Origin of the sequence: Staphylococcus epidermidis, assembly GCF_006742205.1 — a bacterium.
Classification (GTDB): Bacteria; Bacillota; Bacilli; order Staphylococcales; family Staphylococcaceae; genus Staphylococcus; species Staphylococcus epidermidis.
In genome coordinates this window covers 213225-232296 of the sequence record NZ_AP019721.1, presented here as the reverse complement: position 1 = coordinate 232296, position 19072 = coordinate 213225, and the positions used below count along the sequence as shown (strand labels likewise).

Genomic DNA, 19072 nt, shown 5'->3' with positions numbered 1-19072 from the left:
TATATTTACTCTTGATTGTCAAATATCATCATTCTCTTATGTATACTTCATTTCTTTTTAAAGAATATAGTAATATAGACACACTAAAAAAGTTTAAAAACCCGTTAATTTAATGAGAGCAAAAAAATTGATAAGTCATCTTACTGTATCTAGAATAACAAGTACAAGAAACGTAATTATTGTAATAAAGAGAGAAGGGGTTATAATAATGACAAAATTTAACTTTGATCAAGTTCACAGTGATATTCAGTTTAAAATTAAACATCTTATGGTGTCCCAAGTAAAAGGAACATTTAAGCAATTCGATGTTCAATTAGATGGAGATATTAATGATTTAACTTCACTAAAAGCAACAGCTACTATTATTCCAAGTTCAATTGACACTCAAAATGAGGACAGAGACAACCATTTAAGATCAAACGATTTCTTTGGTACAGAAGACAACGATAAAATGACATTTGTAACTAAAGAAATTAACGAAAATCAAGTAGTTGGAGATTTGACAATTAAAGGTGAAACTCATGAAGAGACATTTGATGTTGAATTTAATGGTGTAAGTAAAAATCCAATGAATGGACAGCAAGTCACTGGTTTTATCGTTAGTGGAACAATTAACCGCGAAAAATATGGTATTAATTTTAACCAAGCTTTAGAAACTGGTGGCGTGATGTTAGGTAAAAACGTAAAATTTGAAGCATCAGCAGAATTTAGCATCGACAATTAAACGATTTGTTATAGAAAATTTTCTTAAGCTTTTATCTTTAACAGTAAAATACAAGAACACATATTATAAATGCCTGGGACACATTAAATGTCTCAGGCATATTTATTTATGGCAATCGTTGCATTAATAGAAAATACAATGAGTTGTATCAAATTTTCAAATTAAGCTATACGAGTGAGGAACATAAAGTTTTATTCAACCTTTGTTCTACTTCTTTTATTTATACATAACAACTTATTCTATACGCTTTTTCAAGAGTTTATTGAAATTGATAACTCTCATATCCTTTAGCAAAACCATTAACTGTATAAAGCATAGATCCACCTTCAGAATGGTTTTCAATATCATTAGTACAAATTATAAGTTGATTTGTACCAGGTATAAATTGTGGATGTGTTGTACGTAACATCTTTCCATCATCACGTCCTGGCATTAAAATTTGACCTATAGGATAACCTCTCTTATTGAAAACTAATACACGTCCTTGGCCATACATAGCTACATATAAATTATCATCACTATCAATACAACAAGAATCCGGTCCTTCATGACCTGTAAAATAATATGGTATTGTCGCTCCAAATGGTGCAATAGTCACACCATCATTCTCTAATGCGATTCGGTGAAGTCGATTAGTTGTAGTTTCAGTTACCCATAGCACTTTTTCATCCGTACTTAAAGCAATACCATTCGCCACAGAAATATTTTGAATAATTGGCGTAACCGTCTTAAAGTCTGGATCTACATAGTAAACACCGCCCAAAGGTTGTGTAGAATACCCTCTAAAATCCGTGAAATAAAATCCGCCTTTACTGTCAAAAACCATGTCATCAATACAATATTCTGTATTTAAATCAGAAATAATTTCTTCTATTTGTTCACCTTTTTCTGTTGTCGCAAATATGCCTCCAGTTGTCTTAAAATCACCTAGATAACAGATAAATAAACGACCATCTTTATGTACTTTAATCGCTGCCGGATTATCTTTAACAGACTGAAATTTTGTTGTAACCTCTTTTGTTGCGGGATTAACTTTAAAAATATTCCCTTCAAACACGTCTAATAAGAATAACTGACCTTCGCGATTAAAATTAAGTCCTTCTAGTTGTAACCCTTTATCTGAAATTTTCACCCACGGCTCTGCTGTTACCGTTTGCAATTCACTTTCTGACACAATTGGCACTGCACTTTCTGATTTACCAGTATATTTTAATGTTGGTAATTTTTGATTTGCCATCGATTGGATCCCTCTCTTTATTCAGTGACTTTATTCTCATTTTATAAAATTTTATATTAAATGTCATTATAGCTACACGACTACACTTTTATTCATATATGAAAACCACCACATCTTATATCGGTCAAATGAAGGATTTATAGGCTATCTTATTGAAAGTAATTCTCATTTTGATACAATATTAAAATGTCTAATTTTTAAACTTCAATCACTATCAAATTTTTTATATAACTTCAAATACTTTTAAATTAACTAAAATTGACTAAAGAGGAGCACAGATTTATGGATTATAGAGTACTACTTTATTATAAATATGTAACTATAGATGACCCTGAAACTTTTGCAGCCGAACATTTGAAATTTTGTAAGGAACATCATTTAAAAGGAAGAATACTAGTTTCAACGGAAGGCATTAATGGAACATTATCTGGAACTAAAGAAGATACTGATAAATATATAGAGCATATGCATGCAGATAATCGTTTTGCTGATTTAACTTTTAAAATTGATGAAGCTGAAAGTCATGCGTTTAAAAAGATGCACGTGCGTCCAAGACGTGAAATTGTTGCACTCGACTTAGAAGAAGATATTAATCCACGTGAAATTACCGGTAAATACTATTCTCCTAAAGAATTTAAAGCCGCATTAGAAGATGAAAATACTGTTATATTAGATGCTCGAAATGATTACGAATACGATTTAGGACATTTCCGTGGAGCTATTCGTCCTGATATAACACGATTCCGTGACTTACCTGAATGGGTGCGTAATAATAAAGAACAACTCGACGGAAAAAATATTGTCACATATTGTACAGGTGGCATTCGTTGCGAAAAATTTTCTGGTTGGTTAGTAAAAGAAGGATTTGAAAACGTAGGTCAGTTGCATGGTGGTATTGCTACATACGGTAAAGACCCTGAAACTAAAGGGCAATATTGGGATGGTAAGATGTATGTATTTGACGAACGTATTAGTGTCGATGTGAATCAAATTGATAAAACAGTCATCGGCAAAGAGCATTTTGATGGAACACCTTGTGAACGTTACATTAATTGTGCAAACCCTGAATGTAATAAACAAATTCTTGTTTCTGAAGAAAATGAAGAAAAATATTTAGGTGCATGTTCGTATGATTGTGCAAAACATGAGCGCAATCGCTACGTTGCCCGTCATCATATTAGCAATGAAGAATGGCAACGTCGTTTAAATAATTTCAAAGATGTGCCTGAACACACACATGCATAATTCAAACACGCCTTTATTGTGAGTTTAACATTTCACATATAAAGGCGTATTTTATATGATTTAAATATCTATAATAACTTTTAACCCTGTTTTTTGACATAAAGAATACGCAAAATGGCATATGTTGATATCATTTATATCACTGATAGTTTTAAAATTAATAATATAATAAGTCTACTTAAGGAGTGTTTGCATGGAAATATTAGTCACAGCATTTGAACCATTTGGAGATGAAAAAATTAATTCTGCACTAGAGGCTGTTAGCCATTTGGAAACTAAAATTGGCTGTCATAAAATTGATCGATTGATACTTCCTACAGTATTTCATGACTCTGCGGATATGATTGCTAAAGTGTTAAAATCTAAAAATTATGATGTTGCTCTAGCTATCGGACAAGCAGGTGGTCGTAGTGAAATCACTCCTGAGCGTGTAGGTATAAATATAGATGACGCACGCATTAAAGATAATCAAGGACACCAACCTATTGATCAAGTTATACGTCACGATGGCGCACCTGCTTATTTTTCTAATTTACCTATCAAAAGAATGACAATGGCAATTCAAAAGGCTGGTCTTCCTAGCAGACTATCTAATTCCGCTGGAACATTTGTATGTAATCATATCTTATATCAACTCGGATATATGGCAGACCATTTTTACCCTGACTTATTATTGGGATTTATACACGTGCCTTTGATTCCTGAACAAACAATCAATCATTCTCAACAATCTTCAATGTCCGTTGAAGATATCGTAAAAGGATTAACTGAAGCAATCAAAGCTATCGACTTCGTTGAAGATAACAAGATCGCATTAGGAGAAATCCAATAGTCTCTTAGTTCACTAATCATTCTTGTATGTACTTTAAACAGGTGGCCCTGGGAACATCAAGTTCGTTTGACGTTTGCTCACATATGTATTAGCAAAAGCGTGCATGATAAGAATATAGAGTAATTGATGTTCTTTAAATAGCCCATCATTCCCTTCTGCATAAGCATAATCACCAATTTGTTTCCAACTCGCAATTTGTGTATCTCGCTTTATATCTTTGATAGTAGTATGATGTTTCTCATTAGCATGAATATTTAATATTATACCGTCAATTTTTAATATTCCATACGTCTCCTCATAACCATTACTTTGCTTATCAAATAACGCTTCACACTGCCTACCTTTTGAATCATGATATTCAACTTTAAAATGTTTTTTCTCCATATATCGCGATACCTTAATATAAGCTACACTATTATTATTCACATCACATATCTCATATTGATTTAATTTTAAACCTAAGGTCAAATAACCAATACATTTTTGAATAAAATTTTTATACACTTTCGATATCATACCAACAGGTTGCTGAGCGTCATTTTTTATAATTGAAGTCTGCGTTGAGAATCGATTTCTTTTTAAATATTTATACATTTTGTCACCCATCTCGTTAATATCATACTTTTATCATATACAACAGACTTCTCTAAATCAAAATCTCTTTATTATAAAATCATTTTTAATCCAAAAAGTATTTTTGAAAATATTTCTAATTATCTGTATACTTTAAACAAATACTTTGCAAGTTAAAAAGGGATGAATAAAAATATTAAAATGAAAAACAAACGAAAAATAAACAATACTCTTGTTTATACTATCTCTGTTTTAATTATTGTTGTTATTACTCTTATTGCGGGTATCTTTCCTAAAGCATTTGGGATGTATGCGCAGAGCGTTTATGATTGGATTACAAATTGGTTTGGTTGGCTATTCCTTATCATTGTCTTTATTTTAGATGTATTTTTAATATTCTTAGCTTTTTCTAGATATGGTCGATTTAAACTTGGTTCGGATGAAGAAGAACCAGAATTTTCCATGCTATCTTGGATTGGCATGTTATTTTCAGCAGGTCTTGGCGTCGGTATAGTCTTTTGGGGTGTTGCAGAACCTTTAACGCATTATCTCCATTCACCCTTCCCTGGAAAAATTGCAGATCACTCTGAAGAATCAGCACGTGTTGCGATGGGATATACATTCTTCCATTGGGGTATTTCACAATGGTCAATATTTGCAATTTCAGGATTAATCGTTGCATACTTTCAATTTAGAAAACAACGTAACGGGCTTATTTCAACAGCTATGGAACCCGTTTTTGGTGAAGCTTATAAACGTCCTTTCAGGAATATTATTGATATATTAGCTATTATCGCAACCGTCATGGGAATTGCTACGTCGATTGGTTTGGGAATTATGCAAATCGGTGGTGGATTAAACCATCTCTTTGATGTTCCTAATAATAATTTCACTAAAATCTTAATTACTATTTTGATGGTAGCCATATTTTTAGGATCTTCATTAACTGGCTTAAATCACGGTGTAAAATGGTTAAGTAATTTAAATATTTTATTAGGTGCTATTTTACTTATATTTATTTTGATTTTTGGAGATTTAAAATTTATTTTAGAATCATACACACTAGCAATTTCTGATTATTTGCAGCATTTTATAGAATATAGTTTACGCGTAAATCCATACTCAGGAGATGATAGTTGGATTCAACAGTGGACTGTTTTCTATTGGGCTTGGGTTATTTCTTGGTCTCCTTTTATTGGGGGCTTTGTAGCAAGAGTATCTCGAGGACGTACAATTAGAGAATTTGTCGTAGGTGTACTCATTATTCCTCCTCTAATTTCGTTTACATGGATTGCAGGTTTTGGAGGTACAGCTATTAAACTTGCTTTAAATCATAACGACAAGCTTGTTCATATTGTAGATAAAGATTATACTGTTGCCTTGTTTGAATTATTATCACATTTTCCATTGTCGGAAGTCACTAGTTCCTTAGCTATTGTACTTATTTTCATCTTTATTGTAACAAGTGCTGATTCAACTACGCATATTGTTGCAGGTATGGCTACAGGTGGTTCTATCAATCCAACTTTAAAACATAAAGTCCTATGGGGTCTACTTATTGGGGCGTTTTCAGTTGCTATGACAATTGCAGGTGGTCTTAAAAGTTTACAAACTGCATCAGTTATTACAGGTCTACCATTCTCTATCATTTTATTATTAATGATATTCTCACTCATGAGGGCTTTAAAAAGAGAACCCATCCATCATTTTAAAATGACATCAATTGATGATGAAAAAGATTACTCTATTTCATTAGAAGAGCGTGAAAAACAGGACGAACAAGATAACAAGTAACACATCTTTAATTAAGTAATGCTATTATTCATTTTCTTTATTATTCTTTTGAACTATGACGCAACGGGAGCGGGACAGAATTCATATTGAATTCGTTGTCCCACTCCCGTTTATCTATGTTTTAAAATAATATTCTCGTTTTTTAATTTGCTATATATAATCATTTATGACAATGTAGCACTTGTGACATACCCATCTTTAACGTGGAAAACGATGTTTCCTTTTCCGACTTGATAACCGTACAAGCCATCTGTCTTACTTGTTTTGTTTTTAGATAATGATGGCTGATAATTATAATTTTTTCCATACTTTTGTTTAACTTGATCTAAAGTAACAGTTCTGGAAGCAATTTTAAATTGTACGTTGTTTGCTTTATTTCCATTAATTTGTTGAAATGTCTGATCGTATATTTTTTTAGTAGCAGTCTTAGATTCATATTTTTGATTTACCTTAATACCATTAAATGTAACGTTTCCAGCTTTTAAACCTTGATAAAATGAATTGCTAAGTACAAAGTCGCCACCCGATGCAGTATAACCATTATATTTATACCAGTAACTGTGTGCTGTTTGTGCCTTTGCTTCATTAGATACACCATTATGCTCTGTTACGTTTAAACCTAAAATTGCACCTAAAGTAATACCACTTACGACAAATGCTTTCGCAAACCTTTTCATAATGTATCACACTCCTAATATAAAATGATAATGTGTTGCTACACCCAACATATAATATTTCATTAATTATTACAACTATCTATTAATAGGTAAAAAAATCTCTTAATGGTTTTTATCGGTGCTCTATCAATCTTTATTTTGAAATTGAATGAGAGCGAAGCTGGGACAAAAAGGTTCAAGATAAGTAAAAAAAGACAATTTCTATTGAAATAATATAGAAATTGTCTTTTTTATAATTTTTTTGATTATTTTCAGCTCGTTGAGCTGTTACTTTTCTTATATTAAGCCACGATGATGTCTGAATTCATCGAATTCAGTATCGGGAATTGTTTCTACAATATCATTTACATGTCGTGAAATATCATTTGTGGGGATAAGAACTGAAGTTTCCATTGGTAGAGTATGTTGAGTCAAGTTATATTCTTTATACATAAGGCACCTCGTTAATTTAGTTTATTGGTATTTATTAAATTATACGAAAGGGCTTATTTTTTTAAGTATTTTGGCGAGACTCTTGAGGGAACAGGACAAGCTGAAGACTACAGGCTGAAGCTGTCCCCTAAGAAAGCGAGCCAACAATACGAAGTATTGTAAATAAAGAAGCCAGTAAATGAATTTATGAAAACTCATTTACTGGCTATTTTGCTAGGGAATTATGTCCCAGCCTCATTCATTGTCACTACCTATAACATTAATAAATAAGGGTTTTCGATATATTTAGCTAGTACTTTAAGAAAATCGGCCGCACCTGCACCATCTAAAATTTGATGATCAAATGTCAAGCTTAAAGGAATTTTTGAAACTTGTTTAATGTTATCCGCTTCTAGCACGACTTCTTTAGTTAAAGCACCAACGCCTAGAATACCTGTTTCACCTAAATTTAAAATTGGTGTAAAGTATTCTATACCACTAGCACCCATATTAGTAATTGTAAATGTTGCTCCCTCTAATTGTACTGCTCCTGTGTTTCCTTCCCGAACAGCCTCAGCCGATGATTTAATTTCATGGGCTAAAGTGCCGATACTTTTTGTATCTGCATGATTAATCACTGGCACCATAAGGCCTTCATCTAGAGACGTTGCGATTCCTAAATGAACATCTTCATACTCAGTTAACTCGCCTTGTTCATAGCGAGCATTCATTGCCCCATATTCTTTAAGTGCAAGCACTACTGCTTTAGCTAATAATGTAGTAACAGTTAATTTAACATCTTGATCTGCTTGTTTAAGTTCCGTAGCTAATCTGTCTTTGAAATCTAGCAAGCGATCCGCATCAACCTTACGATGTAATGTTAATTGAGCAGTACTATTAAGACTTTGTCTCATGTTTTGAGCAATACGTTGACGCATAGGATTCAATCCTTCACCAATCGCACTTGTATCCACAGTCTGTGTTGGAACATGACTTGTATCTTCATTAGATGTCGTATCACTAGCATAGTCGTACCCATTTGCTTCAACACGTTGAATATCTAGTTTTGTAATACGATGATTACCGCCTGTGCCTTTTATCTTGTTAATGTCTAATCCTTTATCCTCAGCCATATTACGTGCGAGGGGTGAGATAAAGATTCTTTCTCGTGCTGCGCTTTTAGGCGAATTATCTTTATTATCGGAAGACTGTTGTGATGTATCTTTAACTTCTTGCGTTTCCTTCTCATGCTCGTTGTCTTCTTTTACTTTTTCTGATGCTAAATCATCTTCATCTTTATCAATAGCTTCCCCTTCTTCTCCAATTATACCTAATACCGCTTTAACCTCTGCATCTTCTCCGGCTTGCACTTTAATTTCTAACAATGTCCCACTCGCCGGCGCTTCAACATCGTTGGTTAATTTTTCAGAGCTTATTGTAACAATACTCTCTCCTTGTTTTACGGTGTCACCCTCTGATTTAAACCACTCTTCAACAGTTCCCTCTTTCATTGTCATTCCAAGCTTTGGCATAATAATATTTTCACTCATTGTGATACACCTCCTATGCGTTAGCCTTTTTTAAATCATCAATTAATTCAGATGCAATGTCTAATACCTTATCAGCATTCGGCATATATGCCGCCTCTAAGTTCGCTGCAAATGGTACAGGAGTGTCTGGTGCGGTCACTTTCTTAATTGGACCATCTAAGTAATCAAATCCTACATCTCCAATCACTGAAGCAACGTCTCCAGCAATGTTACACTGTGGATTAGATTCGTCAATAACAATTAGGCGACCCGTTTTCTTCACAGAATCTAAAACTGTTTCTTGATCCCATGGTGACACTGAGCGTAAATCGATGACCTCAACTGATACTTGGTCTTCTGCAAGTTTTTCAGCAGTTTCTTCCGCTACAGCTACCATTTTTCCAATAGCCACAATTGTTAAATCGTCACCTTCACGCGTCACATTGGCTTTACCAATTTCTATAGTATAAGGTTCTTCAGGAACATTACCTTTTTGTCCTAATAATGTTTTATCTTCTGAAAAGACAACAAGATTGTCCTCTTGAATAGCTGACATCAGTAGACCCTTCGCATCATATGGATTAGATGGAACAACAACTTTAACTCCTGGAATTGCTGCAAACATATTATATAAAGACTGAGAGTGCTGTGCAGCAGCGCTTGCCCCTGCTCCATGAACAGTACGTACAACTAGTGGGATTTTGGCTTTTCCACCAAACATATATCTCATTTTTGCCCCTTGATTTAAAATTGGATCTAAACCAAATCCAATAAAGTCGTTGAACATGAGTTCAGCAATTGGACGTAGCCCTGTCGCAGCAGCTCCTACTGCCGTGCTCAATGTAATGTGTTCAGCAATTGGTGTATCGATTACACGTTTACGACTATATTTTTTTGCAAGTCCTTTTGTTACACCAAATACACCACCGAATGTATCGTCATCTTTGATGTGGTCTACTTTTGCACCACCTGAGACATCAGTACCAATTAAAATGACATCCTCATCTTTTTCCATAGATTGGTCAATAGCTTCATTAATAGCCCCCATAAATGTTAACTTGCGTTCTTCACTCATCGTAAAAACCTCCTTATGTGGTTAGGTCATTTGTTCTTATATCTTTTAATAAATATTCCAATCTTCTGATTTAAGCAAAAACATCCTTGTATAATGAATCCTCATCTGGTAATTCGCTTTCTTCAGCAAATTTCACAGCATCTTCTACAGCTTGTTCAGCTGCTTTTTCTATTTCATCTGCTTCTTTTTCAGTGAGCCAATTTTCTTCAATTGCTCTTTTTCTAAATTCTACTGTCGCATTTTTATCTGCGTTACGATCATCTGGTGATTTTACTTTTTGCTCATCACCTTCAAAATGTCCATATTTACGATACGTATCACATTCAATTAACGTTGGTCCTTCACCTTTTTTAGCGCGTTCTACAGCCTCTTGTGTTGCTTTATATACTTCCACAACATCCATGCCATCAACACGTACACCCGGCATATTATAAGCCGCAGCACGCTCTGCAATTGTTTCAGAAGCACTTGCGTAGTCATGTGTAGTTCCTTCAGCAAATTGGTTATTTTCACATATAAAAAGAACAGGTAAATCTAAAATTGAAGCAAAATTAAGACCTTCATGGAAATTACCTTCATTTGCAGCACCATCACCAAAGAAACATACGGCAACATTATCTTTACCTTGATTAATGATAGAAATACTTGCACCAATTGCTAACCCAAAACCACCACTGACAATACCATTCGCACCGAGCATTCCTTTGTCAATTTCTGCAACATGCATTGAGCCACCTTTACCGTGACCTAATCCGTCACGTTTACCCATAATTTCTGCCATCATACCATTTAAATCGCATCCTTTTGCAATCGCATGCCCATGACCACGGTGTGTACTTGTAATATAGTCATCATCATTTAATTGAGACATAACACCTGTTGCAACAGCTTCTTCACCTACATATAAGTGTACGAATCCTGGAATTCTACCATCACTAAAAATTTTGTGTACCTTTTCTTCAAAAAATCGAATTTCGTTCATCGTTTTATAAATCCAATGTGCTTGTTCTTTTTCCATTTTCATTGTCAATTCCTCCTATCTTTCATAGGTCATAAAGTTTAAAACTACATATGAATTGCAGAATCAAAAAATGCATCTGCACTCTCACCTATTGCTTCTAATAAAGCCGGGTGTGGTTGAATAATTTGAGAAAGTTCATGAATCGTACCCTCTGATGCTTTGACACTTAAAAGTTCTCCAATTATATCTGTAGCATGTGGTCCTACAATAAAAGCACCAAGAACCTCTCCATACTTTTTATCAACGACAAGTTTAATAAATCCTTCATTTTCTCCTTTGATTAACGCCTTTGCATTCCCTTGAAATGCTGATTGAGTCACTTTCACATCATAACCAGCCTCTTTAGCTTGCGCTTCTGATAACCCAACTGATGCTGCTTCCAGTCTTGTGTATATACAACGCGTAATATCTTCTTGACGCACAAGTGACGGCTGTTTGTTCATTATTGTTTCGACAACATGAATGCCATGTGCACTTGCTGCATGTGCAAGTTGATATCCTTTAATTAAATCTCCTATAGCATAGACATGTTTTTGACTCGTTTCATAATGTTCATTGACTTTAAAGAATTTACCATCCATTTCCAAATTTAAATCTTTTGCAACTTGCGTATTCGGTTGTCTACCTGTTGCAACAAGAAGGGTATCAAAGCTAACATCATCTTGCCCATCTAATATTATTTTCGATTCCTTAACTTGTTTTATCTTTGCTTTCGTCAGTATCTTAATACCTTGATTATCTAAATGTGCTTTTAACATTTCTCTAGTTTCGTTGATTTCAGTTAATAAAATGTCATCTGCAACTTCTATTATCGTAACTCTAACTCCAAGATCAGCCATTGAGGATGCGAGTTCTGTTGCAATCACACCCCCACCGATAACCGCTAACTGTTTTGGTAGCTTCTCTAAATCGAAAAATGTATCGGTTGTTTCATAATTGACTTGATCTAACCCATCAATTGGTGGAATGAACGGCTGACTGCCAGTTGCTAAAATTATATCTTTCGCTTGATACGTTTCATTATTAACGTCCACTTTTAAGTTTTTAGAAATTCGTGCTTCCCCTTCAATATAAGTAACTTTATTTTTCTTTAACAACTGCTTCACGCCACCCGTAAGTGTTTGTACAACTTTCTTTTTTCGTTGGACAAATTGAGTAAAATCAATTTTTAAGTCTTTCGTTGTGATTCCCCAATCGTTTGCAACTCGTATGCTGTGTGCTTTCTCGCCGTGTTCTAACAACGTTTTAGAGGGGATGCAACCTACATTTAAGCACGTGCCTCCAGCATTATTTTTTTCAATGACTGCAACATTTTTACCAAGTTGCGCACCACGTATTGCAGCTACATAGCCACCAGGTCCAGCTCCTATTACGATTAAGTCATATGATTTACTCATATAATAAATGCCTCCTTTCACCAATAGTACGTTGTGCCATCCCAATTTCATTTGCATGAGGAATAAGAAATTTTACATTTGTAAGCGCTTTCTTATTCCTTCGATTCCATTCTACTTCAAGTATTTTGAGTTTTCAAACAATTGTATGTTGTTAATTATTAATACTTTATAAACTTTATAAATTACTGTTTATCTAACTCTTAAACTGATTTAAAAAAGTAATGATGTTTGAACGTTGTACGATTATAAAAAGACCTGTACATCAGCGTGTGATAAGACTATGATTAAAATGTAAAAAAGATTTAGGTAAAGGAAGATGGTGTCGTGGGAAGTACTGTTAAATATCGTAAGTTTATTCTACCTATTGTCGTTGGTTTAATTATCTGGGCATTGACGCCTATTAAACCAGATGCCTTAAATGATCAAGCTTGGTTTATGTTTGCTATTTTTGTGTCAACCATCATTGCTTGTATTACCCAACCTATGACTATAGGTGCAGTATCAATCATTGGTTTTACAATCATGATTTTGGTTGGAATTGTTGATACAAAAACTGCCGTTCAAGGCTTCGGTAATAGTAGTATTTGGCTTATTGCAATGGCCTTTTTCATTTCAAGAGGATTTGTAAAAACAGGGCTAGGTCGACGTATTGCTCTGCAATTCGTTAAATTATTTGGAAAGAAAACGCTTGGTTTGGCTTATTCACTTGTTGGTGTTGATCTTATCTTATCTCCTGCTACGCCAAGTAATACAGCACGTGCTGGTGGTATTATGTTTCCAATCATTAAGTCCTTGTCAGAGTCATTTGGTTCATCGCCGAGAGATGGTTCTGAGAGAAAAATGGGTGCGTTTTTAATCTTTACTGAGTTCCAAGGTAATTTAATTACTTCAGCTATGTTTTTAACAGCTATGGCCGGTAACCCTATAGCACAAAGTTTAGCTGAAAAAACGGCACACGTTCAAATTACATGGATGAATTGGTTTGTTGCTGCTATTATACCCGGATTGATTTCCCTCATCGTTGTCCCTTTCATTATTTATAAATTATACCCACCAACTGTTAAAGAAACGCCTAACGCTAAAAAATGGGCTACTGAACAACTAGAAGAAATGGGACATATGTCTATAGCCGAAAAATTGATGGTTGGCATCTTTATCATAGCATTGGCTTTGTGGGTATTAGGAAGCTTCATTAATGTTGATGCCACGCTCACTGCATTTATTGCTTTAGCATTGTTATTATTAACAGGTGTATTAGCGTGGTCAGATATTTTAAATGAAACAGGAGCATGGAATACACTCGTTTGGTTCTCAGTTCTTGTATTAATGGCAGAACAATTAAACAAGTTAGGCTTTATCCCATGGTTAAGCAAACTCATTGCTCAAGGTTTGAATGGCTTTAGTTGGCCTATCGTTTTAGTTTTACTCATCTTGTTTTATTTCTACTCACATTATTTATTCGCAAGTGCAACAGCACATGTCAGCGCCATGTACGCCGCGTTACTCGGTGTTGCAGTCGCTTCGGGTGCACCGCCATTATTCAGTGCATTAATGTTAGGGTTCTTTGGTAACTTACTGGCATCAACAACACACTATAGTAGTGGACCAGCGCCCATATTATACGCAGCTGGCTATGTTACACAAAAGCGCTGGTGGACTATGAATATTGTACTTGGTATAGTCTATTTTATTATTTGGATTGGTGTAGGTTCACTATGGATGAAACTCATTGGTATGATGTAAAGTTAGAATTTTAATTAAACTTCAGTTCATCAAATATATTGTAAGCTAACGTTTGAAACGTTAGCTTATTTTTTTGCATCATACTCCCAAGATTAATATTTACTATATTCATTTCACTTTTTATTTTTTTGCATCATACTCCCAAGATTAATATTTACTATATTCATTTCACTTTTTATTCAATTCAACTATGTTATTCTGTACATAGATTAACTAGTATCACTAGGGGTGCAATTCAATTTGCTGAGAGAAAGTCTACTTTCAACCCTTGAACCTGTTGGTTAGCACCGGCGTAGGAAAGTGAGCAATATTGATAACTGTTTCTTCATTCACTTTTTTACGCAATAATTAAATGGATGGAGGAATTTTTTTATGGACAAATTAACAGTAGGTTTAGAATGGTTTTTAAATCCTGATCATATGCTGTTAATCTTAGGTATCGAAAAAGGTTGGTTTAAAGAAGAATCATTAGAAATTGAGATGATTGAACCAAAGGAACACTTTGACGCACTAGACGAGATTGAAAATGGTTCAATGGATATCGCGATTACTGAACCTATTCATCTGGTTCAAGATAGAGCTAAAGAACAAAACGTCATCGGGTTTGCGAGATATCTTCACACTAACGGAGGTATTATGTATAACAAAGATAAAAATATCGCTCGCCCCAAAGATTTAATCGGTAAACGGCTTCAATATCCTGGCGCTCCCGGTCCAGGTGGTATTGCCATGGCTAAAACGATGATTGAAGCAGATGGTGGCACATATAAAGAGGGTGACATCACACCAGTTAATCATAGCTTTTATCATACTGATGCACTTTTAACTGATAAAGCTGATGCTGCTACACTCATTTTCGAAAATTTTGAAATTCTTGAAGCTAGAAATCAAGGACTTAATGTAGATTATTTTCCACTTAAAAATTATAATGTACCCGATTTTTGTCAACTCATTTTCATTACTACACCTGAAGTATTAAATACGAGTGAGGTCAAACTTAAAAAGTTTCTGAAAGTCATTCAAAAGGCCATTCATTACATCAATCATCATTTAGAAAGTGCAATTGAAATTTACTCAACGTATACTCAAACTGATATCTCTAACCAATTAAACAAAGATACAATTGAAGCAACAGCTAAATGTTTTACAAATGATTTGTCTATGAGTTCCGACTACTACAATGATTTACAGTTGTGGCTTAAAGAAGTCAATGATATTAAAGACACGATTAACCCAACTTTATATTTTACAAATCAACTACTATTCAGTCGATATACAAAATAAAAAATACACCTTCACTCTATTTAAACGTTAATGTACACATCAATAGTTAGAATCAATATCTAATTTAGAGAATGTACATCAAATAAAGTGAAGGTATATTTATTTTACTATTTTACAACTGGGTTTTTCTTAATTTGAACATATTGAGAAATACTATATAACACAATACCTATCCATATAAAAATAAAGGTAATCAATTGATCAGTATTAAATGGCTCTTTAAAGACAAAGATACCTAAGATAAACATGATTGTCGGCCCTACATATTGAATGAAGCCAGTTAACGATAATGGAATTCGCTTAGCACCTGCTGAGAACAGAATCAATGGTATTGCTGTAATTGCACCTGAAAATAGTAGCCAAAATGATGATATATTTAATCCAAATGTTATGTGTTGTTGCTGCCATAGGTAAATAACATAGATTAAACCGGCTGGTGCAGTAACAATACATTCAATAGTGATGCTACTTATCGCATCGATATGCACAATCTTTTTTAGTAAACCATAAATACCAAAAGAAAATGCTAACAGAAGTGAAATAAATGGAAATTCACCGATTTTTATTGTCATATAAAGTACGCCTACTAGTGCAAAAATGATGGCTAACCATTCGAATTTATTAAATCTCTCTTTTAAAAATATAAGCGCCAAGACGATACTCACTAGTGGGTTAATGTAGTAACCTAAGCTAGATTGTAGCACGTGACCATTAGATACTGCCCAAATAAATGTCCCCCAATTCACGGTAATAACATACCCTGCAACTATGATGGCAATAAGTTGCACGGGATGCGATACCAACTGATTAACATCTCTAAAAAAAGCGTTCCGTTGATTTTTTCCTATAATGAGCACAAAAATCATAAATATCACTGAAAAAATAATACGGAATGCCAAAATTTCAAAAGCGCCTATTTCATCAATTAAACGCCAATATATGGGTAAAATCCCCCATAAAATATAAGCACCTAAAGCTAAAAATATTCCTTTTTTATACTCCGAAGACACCATTAACCCTCCCTCAATATAAATGATTAAAAAATGAGACTCATTCCAACTCATTGACAGTTATGTAATCAAATTTACTAATAAAACAGCAATATTTACACATATCTGTTTGTGTACAGCTTTTGATTTTATAATCAATCTTCATTAAAATAAGCACGTTTAATACTTGGTACATCAATTGTTTGAGACATATCTATAAAGTATTGTTTTTGCCACTCTTGTGTCTTGTGAGCGACACGATTTAAATCTTTCTCCCATGTAGGATACACTCGAAAAGCCATTTTCCCTTTAGATGCATGATTTCTTAAAATACCTTTATGAAAAAGTACATGTTTTGGAAAAATAAACTGACCTACTTGAGAATCATCCATCACGTGTACAATTAATTTCCCAGGAAATGACTCATAGTCAAATGCTCGATTTTTCTTTGTTTTATCTTTTTCCCAAAGCGATAAAAAATATCCTTTTTTCTTTGTTGTTTTCTTAGCTAACCTACTTTTAAATACGTAGCCATTAATATTAAAATTGTATGCCTCATAAGATTGATTCCACTGTTCATCTCTTATAATTAATGATTGTTGTAAGTTCATTATCTTTATGATGTGATTCAACAATCGAACTGAAGACTTCATCTTCATACTCCCCTTTACTTTTAGTCTCAAAGTTCAATACATCGACGCAAACTCTGAAATACTTTTATAATAAATATTTAAAATGGGCATATATTTATTCCCTTTGCTTTATTTTTAATCTACGATATCGATTAAGTGTCGCAATAAACTCCTGCTTTCTAGGTAGCGCTAAATGACCAGGATGCCCCTGATGATTTGATATAACATCTAATCCGTGTTTCTCAATCCGTTGATACAAACTATTGGTCAATTCTACAATCGTACTTTTGTCATCTAGCAATTCATTTTTTACATAACTTAACATCATCGCTAAACCTTGTGTTTGACTGTCATCGACAAGTTGTTCTAAGCCAGAAATATGAATAGTTTCCTTACCATACGTTACTACATTCAATCCTTTAGCTTTAAAGCGATCACGTTTCCCTTTTTGATTAAAACTCGCTCTCAACGGAATTCTTGATGGAATGTGACCGAACTGATAGTGAGAAGAAAGCCTTCTTTGATAACCGTCTGACTGCGCAATGTCTTTAGCATGTTGCGTAACATCTTTCAACACATATTCATCCATCATCAATACTTGATCTGCCACATCAAAATAATCTCCCGAACCTCCAACGATTAGAATAGTCGACACGTTATGGTCGTCATATAATGCTTTTACCTTATTAGAAAAGGGTGTAATCGGCTCTTTTTCGGGAGCAATTAAACGTTGCATACGACCATCACGAATCATGAAATTCGTTGCAGATGTATCTTCATCAATGAGTAACAATGATGCTTGTGATTCTAAAGCTTCCATGACATTTGCAGCTTGAGACGTACTACCACTCGCATTTTCAGTTGAAAAATGTGTAGTATCTTTTTCACCTGGCAAATGATCAATAAATGGCTGGATATTAACATTTTGAATACTTCTTCCGTCTTCAGCACGAATTTTCATTGCATCTTGATTTGTAATCACATATTCTCTACCATCACCAGCAATATGATTATATACACCTCGTTCTAACGCTTCAAGTAATGTTGATTTACCATGATAACCGCCTCCAACTATTAGTGTAATGCCTTTGGGAATACCCATACCCTTAATAACTTTGCCACTCGATAGTTTCATTACAATCTCATATTGTTTAGGACTTTTAAATTCAATAGCGTTATTCATAGGGAGATCTGAAACACCACTTTTTCTTGGTAAAATAGCACCATTTGCTACAAATGCAACAAGGTCACGTTTTACTAACTGTTGTCTAATCTCCTCTTGATCTATCATTAATTCAACTTGTTGTTCCAATTGTGAAACATTAATGTTGCGATAACATAAGGCATGTTCTACTATTTGAGGTAATACATTAATAAGTGTATGTCTTGCTATTCTACCTAATATGGTACGTCCTCGTGCTGGTAATCCAACTTCAATACGTGCCTCAATTTGACGATTCTTAATTACTACTGCGGTACGCTCTAAGATTTCTTGGCCACAACTATCAATTTGAATTTTACTTACTTTTTTATCTTGGGCTACTATTGATTGAATCTGCTTATGAAACACGCGCGTTAAGTAATCACTCACAGCCCGTTGTTTCAGTTCAGAATTTAATAAAGAATCAGGAAATTTTGCTTGTTGGCGATCTATAACAACACTCATCTTAGATGGTGGCGCAAATGGATCAGCTTGGATATGGTCAATACGTAGTTTAAATAAATTAAATTCGTATAGGTCTTTTATTTGCTTATACGCACCGTACTTTTGACCGTCTAACGATGTTAAAGTCTGTTCAAGTGCTTGGGCACTTTTCATATTTTCAACCTCCAACGTTCATATATCATTACTATTATTCTTGTGCCTATTATCAAGTGTACTAAACGTTGACATTCCTACAAAAATATT

The 19072-nt window shown here is 34.1% G+C and carries 17 protein-coding genes and 1 riboswitch; of the genes, 6 read left to right on the top strand and 11 right to left on the bottom strand.

The window, feature by feature from the left end; all coding sequences use genetic code 11:
* Positions 1 to 208 precede the first annotated feature (208 nt).
* On the top strand, positions 209 to 724 hold the full coding sequence (locus FNL83_RS01125; RefSeq protein ID WP_001829423.1) for a YceI family protein: 516 nt from the start codon (positions 209 to 211) through the stop codon (positions 722 to 724).
* Between the two features lie 259 nt (positions 725 to 983).
* Here the strand turns inward: FNL83_RS01125 and FNL83_RS01120 are convergent, their stop codons facing one another.
* Entirely contained in the window at positions 984 to 1961 is a 978-nt protein-coding gene (locus FNL83_RS01120; RefSeq protein ID WP_001829433.1) for an SMP-30/gluconolactonase/LRE family protein, read from the bottom strand.
* A 282-nt stretch (positions 1962 to 2243) separates the two neighbouring features.
* On the opposite strand from FNL83_RS01120, the gene trhO reads away from it, so the two are divergent.
* Positions 2244 to 3206: an oxygen-dependent tRNA uridine(34) hydroxylase TrhO gene (trhO, locus tag FNL83_RS01115; RefSeq protein WP_001829434.1), complete on the top strand. Its 963-nt coding sequence runs from the start codon at positions 2244 to 2246 to the stop codon at positions 3204 to 3206.
* Positions 3207 to 3399: 193 nt separating this feature from the next.
* Positions 3400 to 4038 (top strand): pyroglutamyl-peptidase I, encoded by a 639-nt coding sequence (pcp, locus tag FNL83_RS01110; RefSeq protein ID WP_001829422.1) that lies wholly within the window; start codon positions 3400 to 3402, stop codon positions 4036 to 4038.
* A gap of 33 nt (positions 4039 to 4071) precedes the next feature.
* On the opposite strand, the gene FNL83_RS01105 is transcribed toward pcp, so the two are convergent.
* Positions 4072 to 4632: a tubby C-terminal domain-like protein gene (locus FNL83_RS01105; RefSeq protein WP_001829430.1), complete on the bottom strand. Its 561-nt coding sequence runs from the start codon at positions 4630 to 4632 to the stop codon at positions 4072 to 4074.
* A 180-nt stretch (positions 4633 to 4812) separates the two neighbouring features.
* Here FNL83_RS01105 and FNL83_RS01100 point away from each other — a divergent pair, with 180 nt between their 5' ends.
* Positions 4813 to 6405, top strand: a complete 1593-nt coding sequence (locus FNL83_RS01100) for a BCCT family transporter (RefSeq protein WP_142191182.1) — start codon at positions 4813 to 4815, stop codon at positions 6403 to 6405.
* A gap of 164 nt (positions 6406 to 6569) precedes the next feature.
* On the opposite strand, the gene isaB is transcribed toward FNL83_RS01100, so the two are convergent.
* The 6 genes from isaB to lpdA form a co-directional block, all read right to left on the bottom strand.
* Positions 6570 to 7082: an immunodominant staphylococcal antigen IsaB family protein gene (isaB, locus tag FNL83_RS01095; protein WP_001829442.1), complete on the bottom strand. Its 513-nt coding sequence runs from the start codon at positions 7080 to 7082 to the stop codon at positions 6570 to 6572.
* Positions 7083 to 7358: 276 nt separating this feature from the next.
* Positions 7359 to 7496, bottom strand: coding sequence for a hypothetical protein (locus tag FNL83_RS11985; protein WP_032604695.1), 138 nt, complete (start codon positions 7494 to 7496; stop codon positions 7359 to 7361).
* Positions 7497 to 7765: 269 nt separating this feature from the next.
* Positions 7766 to 9043 carry a dihydrolipoamide acetyltransferase family protein gene (locus FNL83_RS01090; RefSeq protein WP_001830479.1) on the bottom strand — a complete coding sequence of 426 codons (1278 nt, stop codon included), beginning with the start codon at positions 9041 to 9043 and terminating at the stop codon, positions 7766 to 7768.
* Positions 9044 to 9056: 13 nt separating this feature from the next.
* On the bottom strand, positions 9057 to 10097 hold the full coding sequence (locus FNL83_RS01085; protein WP_001830482.1) for an alpha-ketoacid dehydrogenase subunit beta: 1041 nt from the start codon (positions 10095 to 10097) through the stop codon (positions 9057 to 9059).
* A gap of 70 nt (positions 10098 to 10167) precedes the next feature.
* Positions 10168 to 11121, bottom strand: coding sequence for a thiamine pyrophosphate-dependent dehydrogenase E1 component subunit alpha (locus tag FNL83_RS01080; protein ID WP_001830565.1), 954 nt, complete (start codon positions 11119 to 11121; stop codon positions 10168 to 10170).
* A 41-nt stretch (positions 11122 to 11162) separates the two neighbouring features.
* Positions 11163 to 12515, bottom strand: coding sequence for a dihydrolipoyl dehydrogenase (gene lpdA / locus FNL83_RS01075; protein WP_001830471.1), 1353 nt, complete (start codon positions 12513 to 12515; stop codon positions 11163 to 11165).
* 324 nt (positions 12516 to 12839) lie between these two features.
* Between lpdA and FNL83_RS01070 the strand changes: the two genes are divergently transcribed.
* Positions 12840 to 14258 (top strand): anion permease, encoded by a 1419-nt coding sequence (locus FNL83_RS01070; protein ID WP_001830484.1) that lies wholly within the window; start codon positions 12840 to 12842, stop codon positions 14256 to 14258.
* A 214-nt stretch (positions 14259 to 14472) separates the two neighbouring features.
* Positions 14473 to 14574, top strand: a riboswitch (TPP riboswitch).
* A gap of 56 nt (positions 14575 to 14630) precedes the next feature.
* Positions 14631 to 15542: an ABC transporter substrate-binding protein gene (locus FNL83_RS01065; RefSeq protein WP_001830581.1), complete on the top strand. Its 912-nt coding sequence runs from the start codon at positions 14631 to 14633 to the stop codon at positions 15540 to 15542.
* 107 nt (positions 15543 to 15649) lie between these two features.
* Here FNL83_RS01065 and rarD read toward each other — a convergent pair whose 3' ends face one another.
* From rarD to FNL83_RS01050, 3 genes are all read right to left on the bottom strand, one after another.
* Complete coding sequence (gene rarD / locus FNL83_RS01060; protein WP_002458084.1) at positions 15650 to 16552, bottom strand: EamA family transporter RarD; 903 nt, start codon at positions 16550 to 16552, stop codon at positions 15650 to 15652.
* 134 nt (positions 16553 to 16686) lie between these two features.
* Positions 16687 to 17184: a MepB family protein gene (locus FNL83_RS01055; protein WP_001830560.1), complete on the bottom strand. Its 498-nt coding sequence runs from the start codon at positions 17182 to 17184 to the stop codon at positions 16687 to 16689.
* 94 nt (positions 17185 to 17278) lie between these two features.
* Complete coding sequence (locus tag FNL83_RS01050; protein ID WP_001830575.1) at positions 17279 to 18982, bottom strand: ABC-ATPase domain-containing protein; 1704 nt, start codon at positions 18980 to 18982, stop codon at positions 17279 to 17281.
* Positions 18983 to 19072 lie beyond the last annotated feature (90 nt).

Coding starts and splice junctions, on each gene's coding strand:
- FNL83_RS01125 (WP_001829423.1), top strand. CDS start 209: ATGACAAAATTTAACTTTGATCAAGTTCACAGTGATATTCAGTTTAAA.
- FNL83_RS01120 (WP_001829433.1), bottom strand. CDS start 1,961: ATGGCAAATCAAAAATTACCAACATTAAAATATACTGGTAAATCAGAA.
- trhO (WP_001829434.1), top strand. CDS start 2,244: ATGGATTATAGAGTACTACTTTATTATAAATATGTAACTATAGATGAC.
- pcp (WP_001829422.1), top strand. CDS start 3,400: ATGGAAATATTAGTCACAGCATTTGAACCATTTGGAGATGAAAAAATT.
- FNL83_RS01105 (WP_001829430.1), bottom strand. CDS start 4,632: ATGTATAAATATTTAAAAAGAAATCGATTCTCAACGCAGACTTCAATT.
- FNL83_RS01100 (WP_142191182.1), top strand. CDS start 4,813: ATGAAAAACAAACGAAAAATAAACAATACTCTTGTTTATACTATCTCT.
- isaB (WP_001829442.1), bottom strand. CDS start 7,082: ATGAAAAGGTTTGCGAAAGCATTTGTCGTAAGTGGTATTACTTTAGGT.
- FNL83_RS01090 (WP_001830479.1), bottom strand. CDS start 9,043: ATGAGTGAAAATATTATTATGCCAAAGCTTGGAATGACAATGAAAGAG.
- FNL83_RS01085 (WP_001830482.1), bottom strand. CDS start 10,097: ATGAGTGAAGAACGCAAGTTAACATTTATGGGGGCTATTAATGAAGCT.
- FNL83_RS01080 (WP_001830565.1), bottom strand. CDS start 11,121: ATGAAAATGGAAAAAGAACAAGCACATTGGATTTATAAAACGATGAAC.
- lpdA (WP_001830471.1), bottom strand. CDS start 12,515: ATGAGTAAATCATATGACTTAATCGTAATAGGAGCTGGACCTGGTGGC.
- FNL83_RS01065 (WP_001830581.1), top strand. CDS start 14,631: ATGGACAAATTAACAGTAGGTTTAGAATGGTTTTTAAATCCTGATCAT.
- FNL83_RS01055 (WP_001830560.1), bottom strand. CDS start 17,184: ATGAAGTCTTCAGTTCGATTGTTGAATCACATCATAAAGATAATGAAC.
- FNL83_RS01050 (WP_001830575.1), bottom strand. CDS start 18,982: ATGAAAAGTGCCCAAGCACTTGAACAGACTTTAACATCGTTAGACGGT.